This window comes from Tissierella creatinophila DSM 6911 (genome assembly GCF_001940565.1).
GTDB lineage: Bacteria > Bacillota > Clostridia > Tissierellales > Tissierellaceae > Tissierella_A > Tissierella_A creatinophila.
Window position 1 is genome coordinate 25,084 of record NZ_LTDM01000011.1, and the last position, 19,440, is coordinate 44,523.

The window sequence follows — 19,440 nt, forward strand, 5'->3', positions numbered from 1 at the left end:
TCTAAAATTTTAAAACTTTAGAATTAGTTCTCTTTGTTTAATTTTTAATCATCATAATTTGTATCTAAATAAATTTTCTCAGGAACATCTTTAAGTTTTGTCTTTACTATTGTATAAGGATAAGAGTATTCTTGAGGAAGTACTTCATCAGGCTTTGGATCTTCAAACTCTGCAAATACTCTTATGTCAAATTTATCCTTATCATGATTTTCCCTTACTATCTTTTCTATCTCTACACTGTATCCTTTAGATTTTTTCTCTCCTCTAGTTACTATAATGTATACTTCTCCTTCATATTTACAGCTAAGAGCTCTTTCCTCCATTATATATGTAGGAAGCATCTCTTTTATTTTTTCTGGAATATCTTCTTTTAAAACTATCTTATAATTTATCTCTCCATCATCCCCCTTCAGGATCTTGGGTACTAAGAGACTTCCAATAATAACTAATAGTGCTACTCCAAAGATTATATACCTTTTCAAATCCATCCCCTCCATTTAATTCTTTAACCTATTAGTATTCTTAAGGGTTTTAAAATATGTATATCTAGTCCTATAATAAATTTAAAAGGTCAATATTAGATAATCTCTAATACTGACCTTTTTTATATGTATATTCATTTTACTTTAAAGATACAAGCCCTATACTTATTCTTAATGCATCATCTATATATCTCATCATGTTTTCATCAAATCTTCCTACTTTTTCTCTAAGTCTCTTTTTATCTATAGTTCTAATTTGTTCTAATAGAACCACCGAATCTTTAGGAAGTCCGTATTCTTGACCTAATATCTCCACATGTGTGGGTAGTTTTGCTTTATTGATTTGGGATGTGATTGCTGATATTATGATAGTTGGACTATATTTGTTGCCTATGTCATTTTGAATAACAAGTACTGGACGAACTCCGCCTTGTTCTGAACCTATTACAGGACTTAAATCTGCATAAAAGACATCTCCTCTTTTTACTATCACAGCTTTTCACGTCCTATTAATCTTGTTTCATAAAAATATAAATCTTCCATATCACATTCGAGTCCTATCTCAGCTAAGTCCAAATTAATTTCGCTCATTTCATTGTATCCTGTTTTAAGATTTTCGCAAATATCATGACGCCATTTTTGCTCAAAATATGATTTCAAATATTCTAAAGCAAAATCTTTATGCACGCTATATTTCATCGGGCTCCTCTGATCAAATTCAATCATAAATTCCCCCCCTTTTTTAATTATATACATATAATCAATAAAACAAATATATAAAGAAAACTTTTGTCAGATGCTTTTGTGATTTAAAATCTCTACTTTATCCATTAGCTATACTTTTTCTTACCATAGCCTAAGAGGATAAGGTATTGTAAGAAAAAGCTATCAGATAAAATAATTATATCTTTATATAGAGCCTTATGTCAACTAATTAAACACTTAATTAATCTAAAATATAATCAACAATATGACTAAGTTTATTATTCTTAATATATATTCTAGGTACCCTCCTACCCATCATACATACGACCTCATAATTTACTGTACCTAACCAACTAGCAATTTCTTCTACTGAAGGGCAGTTTTCTTCTTCATATCCAAATAAAATTACTTCATCGCCTATTTTTATATCATCTATACCTGTTATATCTATCATTAATTGATCCATACAAATCTTTCCAACTACTTTAGCTCTTTGCCCTTTTACGTAGACTTCAGCTTTCCCTGTAAGCATTCTTGAATATCCATCAGCATATCCGATAGGAAGAGTTGCTATTTTGGTTCTATCTTTTGCTATGTATAGATGGTTATAACTTATTCCACTTCCCTTTGCTATAGTTTTGATATGAGATATGCTTGACTTTAAAGTCATAGCAGGGATTATATGGAGATTTTCTTCATTTACTTCTTCTGAAGGATAGTGTCCGTAAATAAGAATTCCTGGTCTTATCATATTTAGATTATATTTTTTTATATCTAGTGTTGCCGCTGAATTGGAAGCATGCTTTATTTCTATATAGAGTCCCTTTTCTTCTAACCTTTCTACTACATCCATAAATCTTTTAAATTGCAAATCAGTAAAACTCTTATCTCGTTCATCTGATTTTGCAAAATGTGTAAATATACCTTCTATTTTTATATTTGGAAGTTTTGAAATCTTTATTATATCTTCTATAGATCTATTGTTTGGATAAAATCCTATCCTACCCATCCCTGTATCTATCTTTATATGGATAATTGCATCCTTCTTTAGTGAAACTGCTACATCAGAAAGTATTTTAGCATCTTCATAGCTATATATGTTTTGTATAAGATCATACTTGACTATATTTTTATATTGACTAGGTGGAGTATAGTTTAATACTAAAATTGGCGCTCTTATACCCTCTTTCCTAAGCTCCATACCTTCGGGCATTATAGAAACACCTAGTCTATCTGCTCCATTTTCTAAAAACACTTTCGAAGCACTAATAGCACCATGTCCATATCCATTAGCCTTAACTATTGCCATAATAAGTGTATTTTTATCTGTATTATTTCTCAAGTTTTTTATATTATATGCTAAATTATCTAAGTTTATTTCAAGTATCGCTGGCCTTGTTTCTTGTAAATACTTCATATAATCTTTCTCCTTATTGCCTAAAGTAATATTAATATTAAAATCTTATTATATTATACCACTAAGCCTCAGTCTATGGAAGAAATTTAAAATTTTCATATAAGATAATCGTTCGTGTTACTCCTTCTCTATCCAATATCTCTAAGCTAAAAGGAGTAAGTTCTCTTTTATCAAACAATAAAATCTTCTTATTATTATATTTATTTTTATCTTTTATAGGATAGTCAAAAGCAAAGTATTGCTTACCATCTATTTCTTTTTCCTCTATAAATTTTAATTTTTTTATATTATCAAATATATCTTTAGCTAAAAATCCTTTATCTAAGTCCTTAAAATCATTTAAAGTAATAGATTGTTCTATTGCGGGGTTGTTAATTATTATTTTATTATTTAAGTATTCTGAAGTAATTTTATTATTTTTTCCTGGATATATTATTTCTACTATTGTCTTACCATCTTTTATATGCTTTTCATTCATTTTGTATTGTGCCTTATTCCCATCCATACTTATTGTAATGTTTAAGGAACTTTCATATCCTTTACATTTATTAAATTGCTTTTCTATTTTTTTTACTACTCTTTCCTCGCTAAAACTACATCCTATCATTATTATAGACAATAAAAATATAGTTAATACAATTTTTCGCAAATCCTCTACCACCTTCCTTTTAAAAATTATATCTACTATATTTATATTTATATTATTTATATTTATACTCTTTATTTAAAAAAGCCTATAGAAAAACTAATAGCATACTCTTTTTCATGAGATATAGATATTTCTATAGAATTTAAGTCTATTTCTTTTAAATATTTTCTAATTTTAGAAGAGATATTTATAAACGGTCTACCATTTTTATCGTGGAGAATCTCTATGTCTTTCCAATTTAAATTTCCAATCCCTACGCCTAAAAGTTTAGAAACTGATTCTTTAGTAGCAAAGAGTCCAGCTACTGTTTTAGGATTATTTATTTTATTTTCTATATATTCTATTTCACTATATGTAAAAACTTTTTTATAAAAAGACTCTCTTCTTTTTTCTAATATTTTTTCTATTCTTTTTATCTCTACTATATCTACTCCTGTTCTCATCTCAATCACCTTTGCAGTTTTTATATAATTATACACTATTTTTACAAAATAAAAAATCTCTAGGAGTATTCCTAGAGATTTTTTTATCCTTGTAGAGTAGATTGTAGGTCTGTTTTAGTAGTTTGAATATCTCCTTGAGGAGCTGGAGGAGCTGCTTTATAATACCCTTTTTGTTCTGCCATTTGATAAAGTTGATATTGCATTTGTTCTGCTTCATTTCTAAGTGTTTGAAGAGTAGATCTAAGTTGTTGATTCGAACACTCTGTAATTGCAGTTGTATAAGAACCTATACTTGCTTTAGTTCCTGCTAATATATCATTTACTATGTCTCTTTCTTTCATCTTTACCCTCCTATAGTGAATTTATTAAGTTAGTAGCGGTTGTTTTAGCATCAGTACTTGATTGCTTAAAAAGTTGTTTAAATTGTGGATCTTGGACTTGATTTGAATAAGCATCAAACTTACAACTCATAGTTACATGAGCACCTGCTATTTCTTTTACACTGTTTAATTCTTGTTGAGTTAAATTGCTTAAGTTAATAGTATTTTTAAGTGCCATTATAAATCCTCCTTCAATTTTATTTAACAATATTATTATGTACTAATTGTTTTTTTTTACTCATAGATTATAAATTTTTTTTAATTTTTTATTAAAACAATGAATATGCAAACAAATTCTGATATACTTATATACAAATATATAAAGGTGGGATTTTTTGATGGAATTTATTATAGGTAAAGGAAGTAATATAAAACTAGTAACTGTATATGAAGATATAGAAACACTTGAAACTGGTAAAGAACTTTTTGATTTTCTTAAAGAAAAAGAAATTTTCAAAGGGAAATTTGGAGAAGTTTATGGAGACTTTTCTTTAAATGGAGAAAACATTCTTTTATTGGGTCTTGGTAAAAAAGATAAGATAACAGTTAACGGCTTAAGAAAAGCATTTTTTAAAGCAGCCAAAGAATTGTCAAAGTTTAAAATAAATGAAGTAGAAATCCAGATTAAAGAATTATTTGGGCTAGATGAAAAAGATGTTGTAGGAGCTATAGCTGAAGGTCTGCTTCATTCCCAATATGCCTTTGATAAATATATAAGTGAAAAGAAAAATAAAGTTAAACTAGATAAAGTATATTTAGATATAGAATCTTCAAAAAAAGAAGAATTAGAAGCTACCATTGGAGAAGTAAAAATCCTTATTGATGCTTTGTTTTTAAGTAGAGATTTAGTAAATGAAAGAGCAATGAATATGTATCCTGAAATTTTAGCGAATAAGGCAAAAGAACATTTAGAACCTCTTTTAGTTAATGTAGAAGTATTTGGTAGAGAAAAAATAGAAGAACTCGGAATGAAAGCATTTTTAGCAGTTGCGGAAGGTTCTAATAAAGAACCTAAGTTTATAGTTATGAATTATAAAGGAGATCCTTCTTCTAAAGAAAAACTTGCCCTTGTAGGTAAAGGTTTAACTTACGATTCAGGAGGATATTCTTTAAAGCCTACTGCCGGTAGTATGGATACAATGTACTGTGATATGGGTGGTTCTGGTACTGTTATAGGAGCTATGAAAGCAATAGCATCAAGTAAGTTAAAGAAAAATGTAGTAGGAATAGTAGCAGCTTGTGAAAACATGATATCAGGAGGAGCTTACAAGCCAGGAGATATCATAGGTTCTATGTCCGGAAAGACAATAGAAGTGTTAAATACTGATGCAGAAGGAAGGTTGACACTAGCTGATGCACTTTGGTATGCTGCTACAGTTGTTAAAGCGGATAAAATAATAGATCTTGCTACTTTAACTGGTGCTTGTGTAGTAGCATTAGGAGATGTAACTACTGGAGCTATAACAAATAATCAAGAACTTATGAATAGTGTTAAAAACGCTTCAGAAATAGCAGGAGAGCCAATTTTAGAACTTCCAACAAATCCTGAGTATGAAGAGCTTATAAAAAGTGACTTTGCCGATATAAAAAATGTTGGTGGTAGAGGCGCAGGAACTATAACTGCTGGATTGTTCTTAAGAGAATTTATTCAAGAAACTCCTTGGGTACATTTAGATATAGCTGGAACTGCTTATTTAGATAAAGCTATGGGATACCTTCCAAAAGGTGCGAGCGGAGTTCATGTAAAAACTCTTTATTATCTGGTAAAAAATTCATAATTAAATAAAAAATGTGGAACTTATTCTACATTTTTTTATTTTATTCTAGTCTTTAAGACAATAATAAAATAAGACTTGACAAATTTTGATTTTCATAATAAACTTATAATAATTTAAAGAACTTAATAAAAACTTTGAAAAGAAGAGTAAACTTATGAAATTTCTTAAAAGAGAGTTCTACTTGGTGAAAAGGAACAGAAAAATAATAAGTTGAATATGGTCTTGGAGTTAGGTAGCTGAATTTGTTTAAGTTATCTCGGATGCATCCGTTAGAGTGATAGAGTATAAAAGACTTTAGTCTTTAAGTACTCGAAGAGATATTTATCGTGAGGTAAATATAAACCTAGGGTGGTAACACGAAGCTTTCGTCCCTTTGCTTTTTTTAAAGTAAAGGGTGGAGGCTTTTTTTAATATAGTTTTGAATTAGAGGAGTGAATTGTTTTGATAAAAATAGAAAATTTAAATAAAGTTTTCGAAACTGGTGGTATAAAGTTTGAAGCTATAAAAGATGTAAACTTAAATATAAATGATAAAGATATATATGGAATAATTGGTCTTTCTGGAGCTGGTAAATCAACTCTTATAAGATGTTTAAATAGACTAGAAGAACCTACTTCTGGATCTATTTCAATAGAAGGAGTAGACATTCTATCCTTAGGAAAAGAAGAATTGAGACTATTTCGTAAAAAGATAGGAATGATATTTCAAGATTTCAATCTTTTAAAGCAAAAAACTGTATATGATAATGTAGCCCTTCCACTCTACTTGGAAAAGATGGAGACTAAAAAGATAAAAGAAAAAGTAGATCTTCTTTTAGACTATGTAGGTTTAAAAGATAAAAAAAATAGCTACCCTTCTGAATTATCTGGTGGACAAAAACAAAGGGTTGCTATTGCAAGAGCTATAGCAAATGATCCTAAAGTTCTACTTAGTGATGAGGCAACTTCAAGTCTAGATCCCCAAACAACTGTATCTATATTGGAACTTTTAAAGAGGATTCAGGGTGAACTTGGAATAACCATCATAATGATAACTCATCAAATGGAAGTAGTAAAACAAATATGCAATAAAGTAGCTATCATGGATGGTGGTGTTGTAATTGAAGAAAATACAGTAGAAAATGTATTTAATAATCCCAAGACAACCTTAGCTAAAAGTTTTATAGGCTCAGTAAATACCTTGGCAGAAGAAGAAATTATAAATCCAAATGATTTTAAAGGAAAACTTATAAGGCTAGGATATCTTGGAGAAAGCTCCAATAATCCAATTGTATCTCAAATGATAAAAAACTTCCAAATAGAAGTAAACATACTCTCTGGAAGTATAGATAAACTTCAATCCACAAGTGTAGGTCACTTAATACTTGAATTAATTGGAGAAGAATCTGAAATAGAAAAATCTATGGACTTTTTAAAACAAAAAAATGTAACTGTGGAGGTGATAGAATGAAAGATTTATTTTTAGAAGGTACAATTGAAACCTTATATATGGTCTCTCTTTCAACAATTTTTTCACTTTTAATGGGTTTTCCACTAGGACTTTTACTTGTATTAACTGAAAAAGGTGGAATATGGCCAAAACCACAGTTCAATAAAGTTTTAGATGGAGTAATAAATGTATTAAGATCTATTCCGTTTATAATACTTATGATATTAGTGTTTCCACTTTCAAATCTCATAGTCCAAAAATCTATCGGTACAACCGCTACAATAGTTCCACTATCTATAGCTGCTGCACCTTTTGTTGCAAGAATAATGGAAACAAGTATAAGAGAAATCGATAGAGGTGTAATAGAGATGAGTCAATCACTTGGCTCTAGTGTAGGCGAAATTATAAAATATATTCTTATACCTGAAGCCCTCCCTTCTATTGTCTCTGGTATAACACTTGTAATTATAAATATAATAGGCTACTCTGCTATGGCAGGTGCCCTTGGAGGCGGTGGCCTTGGAGATATCGCTATAAGATTTGGTCTTTATAAGAGTGGAGAAAAGCACAATATGTATATAGCTCTTATTATAATAATATTATTAGTTCAAAGTGTACAATTTATAGGCAACAGAATTATGTTTAAAATAGATAAAAAATAAAATTAAAAATAAAATTAGGGGGAATAAAAATGAAAAAAATATTTAAAGTTTTACTTATTTCTGTATTATCATTATCAATTTTTACTGCTTGTTCTAAAGACTCAGGCAGCACAACCAAGTTAGTAATAGGTGCATCTCCAGATCCTCATGCTAAAATATTAGAATTAGTAAAAGATGATTTAAAAAAAGAAGGCATAGAACTTGAAATCCAAGAATTTACAGACTATGTTATACCAAACAAAGCTTTAGCACAAAAAGATTTAGATGCCAACTTTTTCCAACACGAACCCTATTTAATAGACTTTGCCAAAAAAGAAAATCTTGATCTTGTATCCCTTGGAAGTACTCATGTAGAGCCTATGGCACTATACAGTGATAACATGAAAAATATAGATGATTTAAAAGATGGCGCTGAAATAGCTATTCCAAATGATACTGTAAATGGAGCAAGAGCACTTATCTTATTAGAAGTAAATGGTCTAATAAAAGTAGATAAAAAAGCAGGACTAAATGCTACTGAAAGAGATGTAATAGAAAATCCTAAAAATTTAAAATTTACTGCTTTAGAAGCGGCTCTTTTACCACAAGCTCTAAAAGATGTAGATGCAGCTGTTATAAATGGAAACTATGCAATAGAAGCAGGTCTAAACCCAGTAAAAGACGGTATTATAGTTGAGGGAGCAGAATCTCCCTATGCTAATATAGTAGCGGTTAGAAAAGGAGAAGAAGGAGAAGAAAAGTTTAAAAAACTTTTAAAAGTTCTTCAATCTGAAAAAGTTAAAAAATTCATAGAAGAAGAATTTGATGGAGCATTTGTTCCAGCATTTTAAATAAAATCCAGGTTAAGGAGTATATGCTCTTTAACCTGGATTTTATTTTTGAATTTATTTAGATCGGCAAATTGAATCATTCAACCTACAATTAATTGCCTATTTTAAAATTTGTTCTTTAGCCTTCTCCAATTTTTCCATTGGTAAGTCCCAGTCTTTATATCCATCTGATAGTAGATTATAATAATGATCTGGCGGACTTTGAGGATCTTTTTCTATCATGATATAAGCAAATGCTTCATAAGTATTTCCTTTTTCATCTGAAACTTCTATTCCTATTCTATTATAAAGGTCAGGATAACCTTCTAAGGTATCTAGAATTTCTAATTCTTCTTTAGATATTACATAGATTGCTCCTAATACCTCATCACCTTTATCTTCTATAATATCTGCCAATTCATTAAAAATCAAAGTATATCCTTTTAAACTTACCTTTTTTATAGGTATTGCATCAGGACATCTAGATAACATATGATCTTTATTTAAATTACTTGCATAAGCAAAATACAACATCTTAAAACCTCCTCTTTATATATTATTACTCATATATTACCCTAATGATGAATATATAAAACTTTTAGATTTAAGTTAATTTCCCAATAAAATGGGTATTATATTTTAAGTAAGATTTAATTAAAAATAGGAGGATCACTACATGCCTTGGACTGAAAAAGATTATCCAGATGCTATGAAAAATTTAGAAGAAAAAACTAGAAATAAGGCAATAGAAATAGCGAATTCCCTTTTAGATGATGATTATGATGAACCACGTTCTATTGCTATTGCCATTACTCAAGCCAAAGAATGGGCTTCTAAAATAAAAATAATACAGGCAAATGGAGATCATCAGCACGTAGTACCTCATAATGGCCAGTGGGCAATACTTAGAGAAGGAAATGAAAGGGTAAGTCATGTATATGATACTAAAGAAGAAGCTCTAAAAAAAGCAAAAGAAATGGGCAAAAATGAAAACGTTAGGGTAATTGTTCATAAAAAAGATGGAAAGATACAAGATAATTTAATCCCTTAAATAAAGAATAAAACAGGAATAAAGATAAATTTATCTTTATTCCTGTTTTATTCTTTATTATATATTAGACACTTCGTTTTACCTTAGAGAAGTATAAACCAATTAAGAAAAAAAAGATACCAAATAAAACTTGCATAAATATTTCATATTTTATATCTAGAAATGAATTTGTATTCATTTCATTTATCTTTACAAAATAATATGTTGGGAAAAATTTAGCTATTCTTAGAACATTGTCTGCTAAAAATTCTTGCGGAACCATTACCCCTGAGATAAATGCTGTTCCAAGAGAAAGTGCACTACTTATCCCATTTATTACAAATCTACTGTTAGTTAAATTGTTTATTAAAAATGTAAATCCTAATATGGCAAAAGAAAATGTAAATATATTTAATAGGTACTTGGAAAAGTTAATTTCAGCTATATACTTCCCCTTTAATAAAACACTCCCCAAGATAAAAATTGATGTTATGAGGATTGCTAAGGTTACCTGCCCAAGATATATTTCCATATTAAATTTAAAAAACTTTTTAGATGATACTTTCATCCTATCTTGAATATTTTTATCGTTAATTTCTAACATCAAAAGACCTATTACAGCAACATATATAGCTATTATTATATATCCTGTATAATTAAAATAGTATTTAAACCAAGTATTTACTCCATTATCCTTTTTATAATCATCCACTTTTAAAACTTCTACTTCTATTTCTCTATCTAGTACATTTTCTACTTTGCTTAAATCAAATTTACCATCTGAATAGGTTGCATTAGCAAATATAAGGAATTTGTTTATTTCATTTTCCACTTGTACAGATCCTAATTTTCTTTCATCCCTCATTATTTCTATTGATTCTTTTTTATTTATTACGAGGTTTTCAAAATCCTTAGGTATTATAATTACTGCATCTATTGCTTCAAGAAATATCTGTTCCTGTATATATTCCTTATCATTTTCCATAGTAGTTAATATGTTATCATCCTCTAAATATTTTATAAATGAGATAGATAGTTCACTGTTGCTCTCATCTACTACACCTATATCTAAACTTTTTTCCATAAATATGGTTTCAGTTTTTCCTGTAGCTGAACCATTGATTATTGACAATATAAAAAATATTACAGTATAAGATATTATTATCCATTTGTGTTTTAAAGCTATTTTTAAAAAATACTTATATACTGTCATATTCTCTCCTCCTTAAAAAGATATAGGAACCAAACATTAGCATTAAAGAATAGGCTATTAAAAGTAATATTCCACTAGATAAATTGTTTGTATTGTTTAAAAGGTTTATTCTATATAGGTTATTAGTTATTATTGCAATAGGATTAATTTTTCCTAGTAATGGAACGCTACTATCAATCAACACCTTTATATCTGGAGACATAAGACCTGATAAAAAGGATAAAAAAAGTGTAACTGTTATTGAAATCATAGTCTTAACACTCTGACTTTTTTTATTAGAAGCTCCAATAAATATTCCAAGTGAAATTCCAAATAGATTTCCAAAGAGTATAAATAGGCTGCTAGGCCCCAAGCTCCTTATTAGATCTAGTTTCAATACAAACTTTATAAACAAAAGAAGAAGTACATTTGAAAGTATGTTTATAAAAAGCCCAACTAATACTCCGGATGTTAAAAAAGTAGACTTTCTGATAGGTGTTACATTTAATCTTGCGCCTATGGGAGTTAGATTTGCTTGAACTAAATTAACTATTTCAGTCCCAGCAAATATTCCATAGGTTGAAACCATAGCAATAAGAGAATAAAAAATCACTAGTATACTATTGGACTCTTGAGCTTTCCCCTTTAAATAATCTACTTCAAAATCTAAGTTTTCTAAGGGTTCATTTAAATCTACAGTCTGTTTTATTTGATCTAATATACTTTTTATAATAGTTTGATCACGTCCTGACCTATCTACTAAAAGAGTCAAATCCTCTTTTACAAATCCATCTATCTCTTCATTTTCTAAAGATTTTTTGGCATCTTCTTTTGACATTTCTACCACATTTAGTATATCTATATCCTCTAATATAGAAGCTACATCATTCCCATTTTCAATGCCAAGATTTATAGTTTCAATTTTAGGATTGGTTAAACCATTAAATGCTATATAGAAAAATGTTACTAAAATTATAGGATATATAAGTCCCCAAAATGAAAAACTTATATCTCTAAACATGTTTTTACCTATATATAAAGAGTTTCTCCATATGTTTTTCATTATTCTCTCAGCTCCTTTCCAGTAAGCTCTAAGAACACATCATTTAAACTTGGAACTCTACTATAAAGTTTTGTATATACTAAATTATTTTCTTTTATAAACTCTAGTAAGTTTGATAGATTGTTCGTTCCATTTTCAAAACTTATTGTATATTCACAATTAGACTTTTCTATACTTAGTACATGTGGTATTGAACTTAACTTTTCTATTAATTCTCCTTTTATCTCTTCAAATCCAACTATTATCTTTTCTTTTGTGCTAATCATCTCTTTTAACTCTTCTATTGTTCCTGATACTAGAGATTTTCCCTTATCCATTATTATTATCCTATCACAAAGCATCTCTGCTTCTTCTAAATAATGAGTTGTATAAATAATAGTACTTCCATCTCTATTAAGTCTCTTTATTCCTTCTAAGATAAAGTTTCTGCTCTGAGCATCAACTGCAACAGTAGGCTCATCTAAAAATATAAGTTTTGGCTTATGAGATATCCCACAAGCTATATTAAGTCTTCTCTTAAGTCCTCCACTAAGCTTTTTAGGATAAAACTTTTTATACTCATCCAGTCCTACAAAATCTATTGCTTCACTTACATATTTTTCACGAAGTTCTTTATCATCTATATACAGTCCACAAAAGTAGTCTATATTTTCTCTTACTGTTAAGTTTTCAAAGATAGAAACCTCTTGAGGAACTATCCCTATTTCTCTTTTTATCTTATAGGAAGTAGGTGTCATCTTTTTTTGGAGTATTTCTATTTCACCCTTATCAAAATTTAATAATGAAAGAATGCAATTTATTGCTGTAGTTTTTCCTGATCCATTAGGCCCTAAAAGTCCAAGTATTTCTCCCTCTTTAACTTCCATATTGAAATGGTCTAATGCAATAAGTTGTTTGTATCTCTTTACTAGATTATTGACTTTGACTATCATATATCTCACTCCTCTATCCTATTGTTATATTAATTATATCATTATGTATTCTTTTAACGTAGTGTACAATATCACTACTTCCATATGACAAATGTCACATCAATTGTATTTTCTAATAATTATTAGTATAATTAGATTGTAATTTAAAAATTATCAATTTAAAAAGGGGATCTTTATGAGAAACTTTATAGAAAAATTATTTGTAGTTATCTTTTGTCTTTATAATACTTATATAATAGATCCATCCAAGGATTTAGTCTTCTTTTTTCTTATAAGTATAATCATTTCCTTTGCCCTAGATTTATTTAATTCTAAAAGGATAAAAATTCTAATCTATCTTGTGTTCTTATTACTTTGTTTTTATGATAGTTTTTTTATATATTATTTGCCTCTAATCTTATACACTATGTATTTAGAGTTTAACTTTCATTCCTTACTTGTACTACCTCTGCTATTTGTAAATTTTTCTATAATAAATCTATTAATATCTACTATATCTATCTACTTTTCTCATATGACTAAGGGGTTTAATCTATTTTTAAATGAAAATAAAATGATAAGAGATGGATTAAAAGAAGATGCCATCTATTTAAGAAAATATAACGAACAACTTAAAATAGACAGAGAAAAAAACATCTACATAGCTATACTTACAGAGAGAAATAGGATTGCTAGAGAAATCCATGATTCTATAGGCCACTCTATAAGTAGCGGTATTTTACAGGTAGAAGCCTTAAAAGTAGTTTCCAATGATAATACCATCAAGGGATTAGATTTACTTCAAAATACTTTAAGCAGTGGTATGGATGATATTAGAAATAGCATACATAATCTATATAATGATTCTCTTGATTTAAGGAAGAGAATCGAAAGTCTTTGTGATGAAGCGATTTCTTTGAATATAAGCCTTAATTATAAATTAGACGAACCTCTTTCCTATGATTTAAAGTTTGATATTCTTTCAATTATAAGGGAATCCATTACCAACACTATTAAGCATTCTGATGCTAATAAGCTAAACATAAACCTTTTAACACAACCAAAGTTTTATTCTATTATAATAAAAGATAATGGAAAAAATTTCAATGAAACTAAAGATCTATTAAGTAAAGGAATAGGACTGATTTCAATGGATGAAATAGCTCGGAAATATAATGGGTTTTTAAATTATGAATTTAAAGATGGATTTAAAATCCATATAACTCTAATGAAAGGATGATTTTTGTGAAAATTATAATAATAGATGATGACTATCTAGTAGTAAACTCTCTAAAGACAATAATAACTGCAAGTGGGATAGAAGTTGTAGCTGTTGGATACAATGGATTAGAAGCTATTAACCTCTTTGAAAAATATAGACCAGACATAATGCTTATGGATATAAGGATGGAAGGGTTAAATGGAATAGATGCCACTAAAGAAATCCTCAAAATAGATCCTAATTCTACCATTCTTCTTATAACTACATTTCAAGATGATGAATATATTGCTTCAGCTCTTAGTTTAGGATGCAAGGGCTATATATTAAAACAAAATATTAAAGGAATTATCCCTGCTATAAATGCAGTTTACTCTGGCAATCTAGTCTTTGATTCAAAGATAGTATCTAGTATTCAAAATAGGCCTAGTAAAGATTTAGATATGGATTTATCTGAAAGAGAATTTGATATTTTACTGCTTGTAGCAGAAGGACTAAATAATAAAGAAATATCTCAGAAACTATTTTTAAGTGAAGGAACCATTAGAAATTATATATCAACCATGCTAGATAAACTGCATTTAAGAGATAGAACCCAGCTTGCAATACACTTTTATAAGACAAAATTTGGAGTAAATAGTAAATATCCCAGATGATTAAGCTTAATCATCTAGGATATCTATACTTTTATCATGTGTTTTTCCAAAGACCATGAGTGCTGTAACTGCACCAAGAAGTGCCATAACCATATCCCATTGAGTATCCCACTCGTCCCCTTGATATGAAAGTACCATATATCCTGGAACTCCTGATATACGGGAGGCTACAAACTCCAATAATTCATAAGCCGCACTTACAGCTAAAACTATACTTATTACAATATAATAAAACATCTTTGATCTTTTTAAATATCCCTTTCTTAAAAGAAGCTCTTTTGCCATAACAGCAGGGGTAAAACCTTGGGCAAAATGACCTACTCTATCAAAGTAATTTCTATTTAAGTCAAGTCTTTGCATAAGATAATCGAAAAAAGGATTTCTTTCATAGGTATATTTAGATCCTATCAAAAGAATTATTGTCTGAATTAAAACCACAAGATATACAAATGTAGAAAATTTAAATCTCTTGTAAGTTAATGCTAAAACTAAAACCATAATAATAGCAGGTAATGCTTCTAAAATCCAGGTTAAAAAAGAATAAGGTTTAATAGCTGACCAAATTAAAACCATAAAGAATATTAAGAGCATAAATTTATGACTTCTATCTATTTTCCCATCTCTTTTCATAATATACTACCCTCCAATCTTTTTAAGACTTTTTAATTTATTACCCTATAAGCCCATAAAAATGACATAAATTATTGAACTTTTATATGAATTATTTAAAAATATGGGTATTAATATAAAGTATAATGATATGAAAATTAAAAATATGATTAGAGGAGAAGGAATTATGAACTATTGGTTACAAGCTTTAAAACTAATTATAGGTCTACTATTTTTAACTACTGTTTTAAGGGGTTTAGGTAGGCAAAACCTATCACAACTTACCCCTTATGATATAGTTTATATCATAGTCTTAGGAGGGGTTCTAGATGGAACATTTTATGATGATGATATAGGACTACTTCCCTTTATCTTTTCTGCTATAGTTTGGACTATATCTATATATATAATTGAAATATCTGTAAAACGTTATGACTTTTTGAGAATTTTTTTTAGAGGAAAGCCAGAACACATATTAAAGAATGGAAAACTAAATATGCATATAATAGAAAAGAACAATTTAGAAATGGAACAAATAAGAATGCTCCTTAGAAAGGATGGAATCTTTTCTTTAGAAGAAGTAAAGGATATATACCTGGAAATAGATGGTACTCTTTCCTTAATTAAATATAAAGATTATCAAGGAGTAACGAATTCTAACTTAGGTATTAAATTAGAAGAAGATTACCCCAATATACTTTTAATTGATGATGGAAAAATTGAGATGGAAGCTTTAAAATATATAAATAAAACAACAGATTGGTTAAAAGGTGAAATGGACAGATTAGGAATATATGATATCTCTAATATAATTTATTGTGAATGGTCCCAAAGAAAGGGTTTTTATTATAAGACAAAAGATGATGTGCTTGTTATAAAAAAGAATGGACACGCAAACTAAGACTAGATTAGATCTAGTCTTAGTTCCTTTTTTATCTTTTCTTCCATATACTCTACTAAATACTCTACTAAATTCACATTTTGATATTCTTCTATATTTATCCCTACTTATTTTTTAATAATTTCTCTCCAAAATAATTAATTCCTATAGCTCCTAGTGGTGCTGTGATAATGATAGATAGAACTGCAATCGCAAGTATTACTTCTCCCCCTTCTACTCCAAGAGTTAGAGGAATAGCTCCTATGGCTGCCTGAACTGTTGCCTTAGGTGTATATGATATAATACAAAATAGTTTTTCTTTTAAATTTAAATTAGATCCCATAAGTGAAATTATAACACCTGTACTTCTACCTATAAGACCCATTGCAAGTATTATAATACCAATTTTCCCTGCTTTAAGTGCAATTGAAACATTTACTTCAGCCCCAACGAGTATAAAGAGAAGCATCTGTGCGAACGTCCATATCTTATTAAATCCATTTGAAAGTTCTTTTCCTATTCTTGGCAATTTTTCTGAAATAATAAATCCAATAGTCATAACTCCAAGTAAAGAAGCTATTTCTATACTTGGTTTTAATAGTTTTTCCACTTCAGTAAAAAGTATTGATATTCCAAGAACAATTAAGATCTTTTTAGTATCTGTTAAATTATATCGTTTAAATATATGTACTAAAATAAAAGCAAATATCACTCCAAGTAATACTCCTAGTATTATAGATACAGGTATATTTAATAATTGTAAACCAATATATTTATCTCCTCCACTATAAAGACTTAAAAATGCGCCAAAGATAGTTATAGCAAATACATCATCTATAGAAGCGCCAGCTATTATTAAAGTTGGAATAGCCTTTTCTTTCCCCAGTCCCTGTTTTATCATCTTAAGCATAGAAGGAACTAAAACTGCAGGAGAAACTGCTGCTATAATAAATCCAAGTATACCCCCTTGTATAAATGAGAAGTTTAATAGTTTAACAGACATAAAAGCTATAGTAAAACCCTCTACAACTCCAGGAATAAAGCTCATCTTTAAAGCACTTATACCATTTTCCTTTAAGTCTTCCTTCTTTATTCCAAGACCTGCTCTTAAAAGTATGACTATTAGTGCTATCTTCCTTAAATCTCCTGATGAACTGAGTATATCTTTCCCTAGTAAACCTACTCCATATGGACCTATTAATACTCCAAGTATGAGTAATCCTAAGAGTCCTGGAAGTTTAAACTTTTCAAAAATAGTATTAAATATAAGACCCAATATTATAATAATTCCTAAACTAAATGCCATTTTCATCTCCCCTTTTCAAATAAAAAGCTCCTACAAAAATACAAGTATTCGAAATACAAGTATTTTTGTAGGAGTCATTAGCTTTATGCGGTTAAAGGTGAACTCCATCACCATCTATTCTTTTATAATCTTACTTGTTTTATAACCTAATGTCAATATATGTAGCTATGTGCTCCATATTCTTCTACTGTTTTATCTGCATTTTCATAGATAAGCTTTGGATATCCAAGATATCTTAAAATAGCAATTGCATTTCTACTAGTAGCAGGTCCATCTCTTAAAATATAGTCAAATATAATATCATTTTCTTCGACAGATTCCTTAAAATTATAATTATGGAAACTTTTATTTACAATAGTTGTAAGCTCTAAATCATGAGTTGCAGCTACAACTAGTGTATTTCTATCTATCATATAATTTAAAACTTCTCTAGCTGCACTTATTCGCTCTGCTGTGTTTGTTCCTCTAAATATTTCATCTAATATGCAAAGAACTGGAGCTTTTCCATCCAAGCTATCAACTATCCTCTTTAAAGACTTAGCTTCGGCCATAAAATAGCTATCTCCTTCCTCAATACTATCAGTTGTTCCAATAGATGTTAAGAGTCTATAATAGTTAGCTGAATATTCTTTTGCAAGTGCAATATAAAACACTTGAGCAAAAATGGTATTTATCCCTATTGTTCTTAAATATGTTGACTTACCAGATGCATTTGATCCTGTAACTAAAGCCCCTTTATTATCTAGTTCAAATGTATAGGGAATAGGTTTTTCAAGTAGTGGATGATACAGTTCTTCTACTTTTAAATAAAACTTTGAATTATCTTTTAAAAGCTTTGGCTCTGTATAATATTCTAATCCATCTTTATATGAAGCTATAGAGATATAAGCGTCTATCTCTCCTATAAGTTTATATACTTTAAATATGTTTTCTCTATGTTTATTTAATAAATTTACTGTTTTATAAAAAATAATAATTTCTCTAAGTAAAATCATATTGAAATAATCAATAAGTATGTGTAATTCACTCCTAATATTTGAATCTGTATTAAGAGATGAAACATTTTTATAAATCACATTTGTAGTTTTAAGTAGTTTTCCTAACTCTTCATTTTCTATGTTAACAGAAGTGATGTCTATTTTAGCAATATCTTTAGTAGTTTTTATTAAACTAGATATATATTTAAATGCTTCTATTTCTCTATAAACCTTATCTTTGTTTTTTTGATATATACCTCCGTTTACACTCATTGCAATTAAAAATACCATTAACGCTATTTGTTTGTTTACCAAAAATAATCCAGCTGCTATAATAGGTAGAAAAGACATAAATCTATAAAGAGGTAAATATTTTACATCTACTCCTACCCCATTTTCAAAATAAGAAAAAAGTTCTTTACAATCTTTTTTCCCAAGTAGTGAAAGAGTGTATTGAATCTCGTTTACTACATCTTTCTTATCTAAAAATGAATTTATAGCATCATTTCTCCTCTTTAATTCTTCTTCATTAAATAATGGTTTCCTAAGAATACAGTATAACTTTTGCATACCAGGCAAAGACTTTGTATGGTCAACTTTAGAAAAAACTGCATCCATATTTAGATCTCTCCAAGTTATATCATCTATAATAAATTTGTTGTCATCTTTACTATTTAAAAAGTCATATAATTTCCTTATAAATGAAAAGTCTCTTTTTTCTTTATGATCCTTTCCCCATTTTTCTCTAAGATTTTGTTTTAAACGCTTTACTAATTGTTTCTTCTCCCATATATCTATATATACCAATGCTGATAATCCTATCAAAGATATAAAAAAATATATA

At 28.6% G+C, this 19,440-nt stretch carries 23 protein-coding genes, 1 riboswitch and 1 other annotated feature; of the genes, 8 read left to right on the forward strand and 15 right to left on the reverse strand.

Annotated features, from left to right (window positions below; translation table 11 throughout):
• Window positions 1–44: 44 nt before the first annotated feature.
• The 8 genes from TICRE_RS03770 to TICRE_RS03805 form a co-directional block, all read right to left on the reverse strand.
• Window positions 45–482: a protease complex subunit PrcB family protein gene (locus TICRE_RS03770; protein ID WP_158016409.1), complete on the reverse strand. Its 438-nt coding sequence runs from the start codon at window positions 480–482 to the stop codon at window positions 45–47.
• A gap of 139 nt (window positions 483–621) precedes the next feature.
• Window positions 622–975: a type II toxin-antitoxin system PemK/MazF family toxin gene (locus TICRE_RS03775; protein WP_075725298.1), complete on the reverse strand. Its 354-nt coding sequence runs from the start codon at window positions 973–975 to the stop codon at window positions 622–624.
• A complete protein-coding gene (locus TICRE_RS03780; protein ID WP_075725300.1) occupies window positions 972–1,208 on the reverse strand; it encodes a hypothetical protein in 237 nt (78 codons plus the stop codon). The genes TICRE_RS03775 and TICRE_RS03780 overlap by 4 nt, the downstream gene beginning before the upstream one ends.
• Before the next feature lie 220 nt (window positions 1,209–1,428).
• Window positions 1,429–2,604 carry an alanine racemase gene (gene alr / locus TICRE_RS03785; RefSeq protein WP_075725302.1) on the reverse strand — a complete coding sequence of 392 codons (1,176 nt, stop codon included), beginning with the start codon at window positions 2,602–2,604 and terminating at the stop codon, window positions 1,429–1,431.
• Between the two features lie 73 nt (window positions 2,605–2,677).
• On the reverse strand, window positions 2,678–3,253 hold the full coding sequence (locus tag TICRE_RS03790; RefSeq protein WP_075725304.1) for a hypothetical protein: 576 nt from the start codon (window positions 3,251–3,253) through the stop codon (window positions 2,678–2,680).
• Between the two features lie 71 nt (window positions 3,254–3,324).
• Window positions 3,325–3,732: a holo-ACP synthase gene (acpS, locus tag TICRE_RS03795; RefSeq protein WP_158016411.1), complete on the reverse strand. Its 408-nt coding sequence runs from the start codon at window positions 3,730–3,732 to the stop codon at window positions 3,325–3,327.
• Between the two features lie 47 nt (window positions 3,733–3,779).
• Window positions 3,780–4,037 carry a spore coat protein gene (locus tag TICRE_RS03800; RefSeq protein ID WP_075725306.1) on the reverse strand — a complete coding sequence of 86 codons (258 nt, stop codon included), beginning with the start codon at window positions 4,035–4,037 and terminating at the stop codon, window positions 3,780–3,782.
• Between the two features lie 10 nt (window positions 4,038–4,047).
• Window positions 4,048–4,254 carry a hypothetical protein gene (locus tag TICRE_RS03805; RefSeq protein ID WP_075725308.1) on the reverse strand — a complete coding sequence of 69 codons (207 nt, stop codon included), beginning with the start codon at window positions 4,252–4,254 and terminating at the stop codon, window positions 4,048–4,050.
• Between the two features lie 160 nt (window positions 4,255–4,414).
• Between TICRE_RS03805 and TICRE_RS03810 the strand changes: the two genes are divergently transcribed.
• The 4 genes from TICRE_RS03810 (at window position 4,415) to TICRE_RS03825 (ending at window position 8,774) form a co-directional block, all read left to right on the forward strand.
• Window positions 4,415–5,854 carry a leucyl aminopeptidase gene (locus TICRE_RS03810; RefSeq protein ID WP_075725310.1) on the forward strand — a complete coding sequence of 480 codons (1,440 nt, stop codon included), beginning with the start codon at window positions 4,415–4,417 and terminating at the stop codon, window positions 5,852–5,854.
• A gap of 125 nt (window positions 5,855–5,979) precedes the next feature.
• Window positions 5,980–6,230 (forward strand) — a binding site (T-box leader).
• Window positions 6,231–6,295: 65 nt separating this feature from the next.
• The gene (locus tag TICRE_RS03815) at window positions 6,296–7,303 is read left to right on the forward strand and encodes a methionine ABC transporter ATP-binding protein (protein WP_075725312.1); all 1,008 of its coding nucleotides are present in this window, start codon (window positions 6,296–6,298) and stop codon (window positions 7,301–7,303) included.
• Window positions 7,300–7,944 carry a methionine ABC transporter permease gene (locus tag TICRE_RS03820; protein ID WP_075725314.1) on the forward strand — a complete coding sequence of 215 codons (645 nt, stop codon included), beginning with the start codon at window positions 7,300–7,302 and terminating at the stop codon, window positions 7,942–7,944. Before TICRE_RS03815 ends, TICRE_RS03820 begins: the two co-directional genes overlap by 4 nt.
• 29 nt (window positions 7,945–7,973) lie before the next feature.
• A complete protein-coding gene (locus TICRE_RS03825) occupies window positions 7,974–8,774 on the forward strand; it encodes a MetQ/NlpA family ABC transporter substrate-binding protein (RefSeq protein ID WP_075725316.1) in 801 nt (266 codons plus the stop codon).
• A gap of 99 nt (window positions 8,775–8,873) precedes the next feature.
• Here the strand turns inward: TICRE_RS03825 and TICRE_RS03830 are convergent, their stop codons facing one another.
• Window positions 8,874–9,287, reverse strand: a complete 414-nt coding sequence (locus TICRE_RS03830) for a gamma-glutamylcyclotransferase family protein (protein ID WP_075725319.1) — start codon at window positions 9,285–9,287, stop codon at window positions 8,874–8,876.
• Between the two features lie 142 nt (window positions 9,288–9,429).
• Here TICRE_RS03830 and TICRE_RS03835 point away from each other — a divergent pair, with 142 nt between their 5' ends.
• On the forward strand, window positions 9,430–9,804 hold the full coding sequence (locus TICRE_RS03835) for a DUF2188 domain-containing protein (protein ID WP_075725321.1): 375 nt from the start codon (window positions 9,430–9,432) through the stop codon (window positions 9,802–9,804).
• A gap of 64 nt (window positions 9,805–9,868) precedes the next feature.
• Here TICRE_RS03835 and TICRE_RS03840 read toward each other — a convergent pair whose 3' ends face one another.
• From TICRE_RS03840 to TICRE_RS03850, 3 genes are read right to left on the reverse strand one after another with little or no spacing between them, the layout of a single operon-like run.
• The gene (locus TICRE_RS03840) at window positions 9,869–10,996 is read right to left on the reverse strand and encodes an ABC transporter permease (RefSeq protein ID WP_075725323.1); all 1,128 of its coding nucleotides are present in this window, start codon (window positions 10,994–10,996) and stop codon (window positions 9,869–9,871) included.
• The gene (locus TICRE_RS03845; protein WP_075725325.1) at window positions 10,983–12,038 is read right to left on the reverse strand and encodes an ABC transporter permease; all 1,056 of its coding nucleotides are present in this window, start codon (window positions 12,036–12,038) and stop codon (window positions 10,983–10,985) included. The genes TICRE_RS03840 and TICRE_RS03845 overlap by 14 nt, the downstream gene beginning before the upstream one ends.
• Window positions 12,038–12,970 (reverse strand): ABC transporter ATP-binding protein, encoded by a 933-nt coding sequence (locus TICRE_RS03850; protein WP_075725327.1) that lies wholly within the window; start codon window positions 12,968–12,970, stop codon window positions 12,038–12,040. Before TICRE_RS03850 ends, TICRE_RS03845 begins: the two co-directional genes overlap by 1 nt.
• A gap of 406 nt (window positions 12,971–13,376) precedes the next feature.
• Between TICRE_RS03850 and TICRE_RS03855 the strand changes: the two genes are divergently transcribed.
• Both TICRE_RS03855 and TICRE_RS03860 read left to right on the forward strand, forming a co-directional pair.
• Complete coding sequence (locus tag TICRE_RS03855) at window positions 13,377–14,189, forward strand: sensor histidine kinase (RefSeq protein WP_158016413.1); 813 nt, start codon at window positions 13,377–13,379, stop codon at window positions 14,187–14,189.
• Window positions 14,190–14,194: 5 nt separating this feature from the next.
• Entirely contained in the window at window positions 14,195–14,824 is a 630-nt protein-coding gene (locus TICRE_RS03860; protein ID WP_075725331.1) for a response regulator transcription factor, read from the forward strand.
• Between the two features lie 6 nt (window positions 14,825–14,830).
• Here the strand turns inward: TICRE_RS03860 and TICRE_RS03865 are convergent, their stop codons facing one another.
• The gene (locus tag TICRE_RS03865) at window positions 14,831–15,454 is read right to left on the reverse strand and encodes a DUF2238 domain-containing protein (protein ID WP_075725333.1); all 624 of its coding nucleotides are present in this window, start codon (window positions 15,452–15,454) and stop codon (window positions 14,831–14,833) included.
• 130 nt (window positions 15,455–15,584) lie between these two features.
• On the opposite strand from TICRE_RS03865, the gene TICRE_RS03870 reads away from it, so the two are divergent.
• The gene (locus tag TICRE_RS03870) at window positions 15,585–16,334 is read left to right on the forward strand and encodes a DUF421 domain-containing protein (RefSeq protein WP_158016416.1); all 750 of its coding nucleotides are present in this window, start codon (window positions 15,585–15,587) and stop codon (window positions 16,332–16,334) included.
• A gap of 103 nt (window positions 16,335–16,437) precedes the next feature.
• Here TICRE_RS03870 and TICRE_RS03875 read toward each other — a convergent pair whose 3' ends face one another.
• On the reverse strand, window positions 16,438–17,619 hold the full coding sequence (locus TICRE_RS03875; RefSeq protein ID WP_075725337.1) for a cation:proton antiporter domain-containing protein: 1,182 nt from the start codon (window positions 17,617–17,619) through the stop codon (window positions 16,438–16,440).
• 61 nt (window positions 17,620–17,680) lie between these two features.
• Window positions 17,681–17,740, reverse strand: a riboswitch (Fluoride riboswitch).
• Window positions 17,741–17,771: 31 nt separating this feature from the next.
• The gene (locus TICRE_RS03880) at window positions 17,772–19,421 is read right to left on the reverse strand and encodes a MutS-related protein (protein ID WP_158016418.1); all 1,650 of its coding nucleotides are present in this window, start codon (window positions 19,419–19,421) and stop codon (window positions 17,772–17,774) included.
• Window positions 19,422–19,440: the final 19 nt, after the last annotated feature.

What these genes read in the sequence shown, in the direction of transcription:
- TICRE_RS03780 (WP_075725300.1), bottom strand. Translation starts at nt 1,208, where the DNA reads ATGATTGAATTTGATCAGAGGAGCCCGATGAAATATAGCGTGCATAAA.
- alr (WP_075725302.1), bottom strand. Translation starts at nt 2,604, where the DNA reads ATGAAGTATTTACAAGAAACAAGGCCAGCGATACTTGAAATAAACTTA.
- TICRE_RS03800 (WP_075725306.1), bottom strand. Translation starts at nt 4,037, where the DNA reads ATGAAAGAAAGAGACATAGTAAATGATATATTAGCAGGAACTAAAGCA.
- TICRE_RS03805 (WP_075725308.1), bottom strand. Translation starts at nt 4,254, where the DNA reads ATGGCACTTAAAAATACTATTAACTTAAGCAATTTAACTCAACAAGAA.
- TICRE_RS03810 (WP_075725310.1), top strand. Translation starts at nt 4,415, where the DNA reads ATGGAATTTATTATAGGTAAAGGAAGTAATATAAAACTAGTAACTGTA.
- TICRE_RS03820 (WP_075725314.1), top strand. Translation starts at nt 7,300, where the DNA reads ATGAAAGATTTATTTTTAGAAGGTACAATTGAAACCTTATATATGGTC.
- TICRE_RS03825 (WP_075725316.1), top strand. Translation starts at nt 7,974, where the DNA reads ATGAAAAAAATATTTAAAGTTTTACTTATTTCTGTATTATCATTATCA.
- TICRE_RS03830 (WP_075725319.1), bottom strand. Translation starts at nt 9,287, where the DNA reads ATGTTGTATTTTGCTTATGCAAGTAATTTAAATAAAGATCATATGTTA.
- TICRE_RS03835 (WP_075725321.1), top strand. Translation starts at nt 9,430, where the DNA reads ATGCCTTGGACTGAAAAAGATTATCCAGATGCTATGAAAAATTTAGAA.
- TICRE_RS03840 (WP_075725323.1), bottom strand. Translation starts at nt 10,996, where the DNA reads ATGACAGTATATAAGTATTTTTTAAAAATAGCTTTAAAACACAAATGG.
- TICRE_RS03845 (WP_075725325.1), bottom strand. Translation starts at nt 12,038, where the DNA reads ATGAAAAACATATGGAGAAACTCTTTATATATAGGTAAAAACATGTTT.
- TICRE_RS03850 (WP_075725327.1), bottom strand. Translation starts at nt 12,970, where the DNA reads ATGATAGTCAAAGTCAATAATCTAGTAAAGAGATACAAACAACTTATT.
- TICRE_RS03855 (WP_158016413.1), top strand. Translation starts at nt 13,377, where the DNA reads ATGTATTTAGAGTTTAACTTTCATTCCTTACTTGTACTACCTCTGCTA.
- TICRE_RS03865 (WP_075725333.1), bottom strand. Translation starts at nt 15,454, where the DNA reads ATGAAAAGAGATGGGAAAATAGATAGAAGTCATAAATTTATGCTCTTA.
- TICRE_RS03870 (WP_158016416.1), top strand. Translation starts at nt 15,585, where the DNA reads ATGAAAATTAAAAATATGATTAGAGGAGAAGGAATTATGAACTATTGG.
- TICRE_RS03875 (WP_075725337.1), bottom strand. Translation starts at nt 17,619, where the DNA reads ATGGCATTTAGTTTAGGAATTATTATAATATTGGGTCTTATATTTAAT.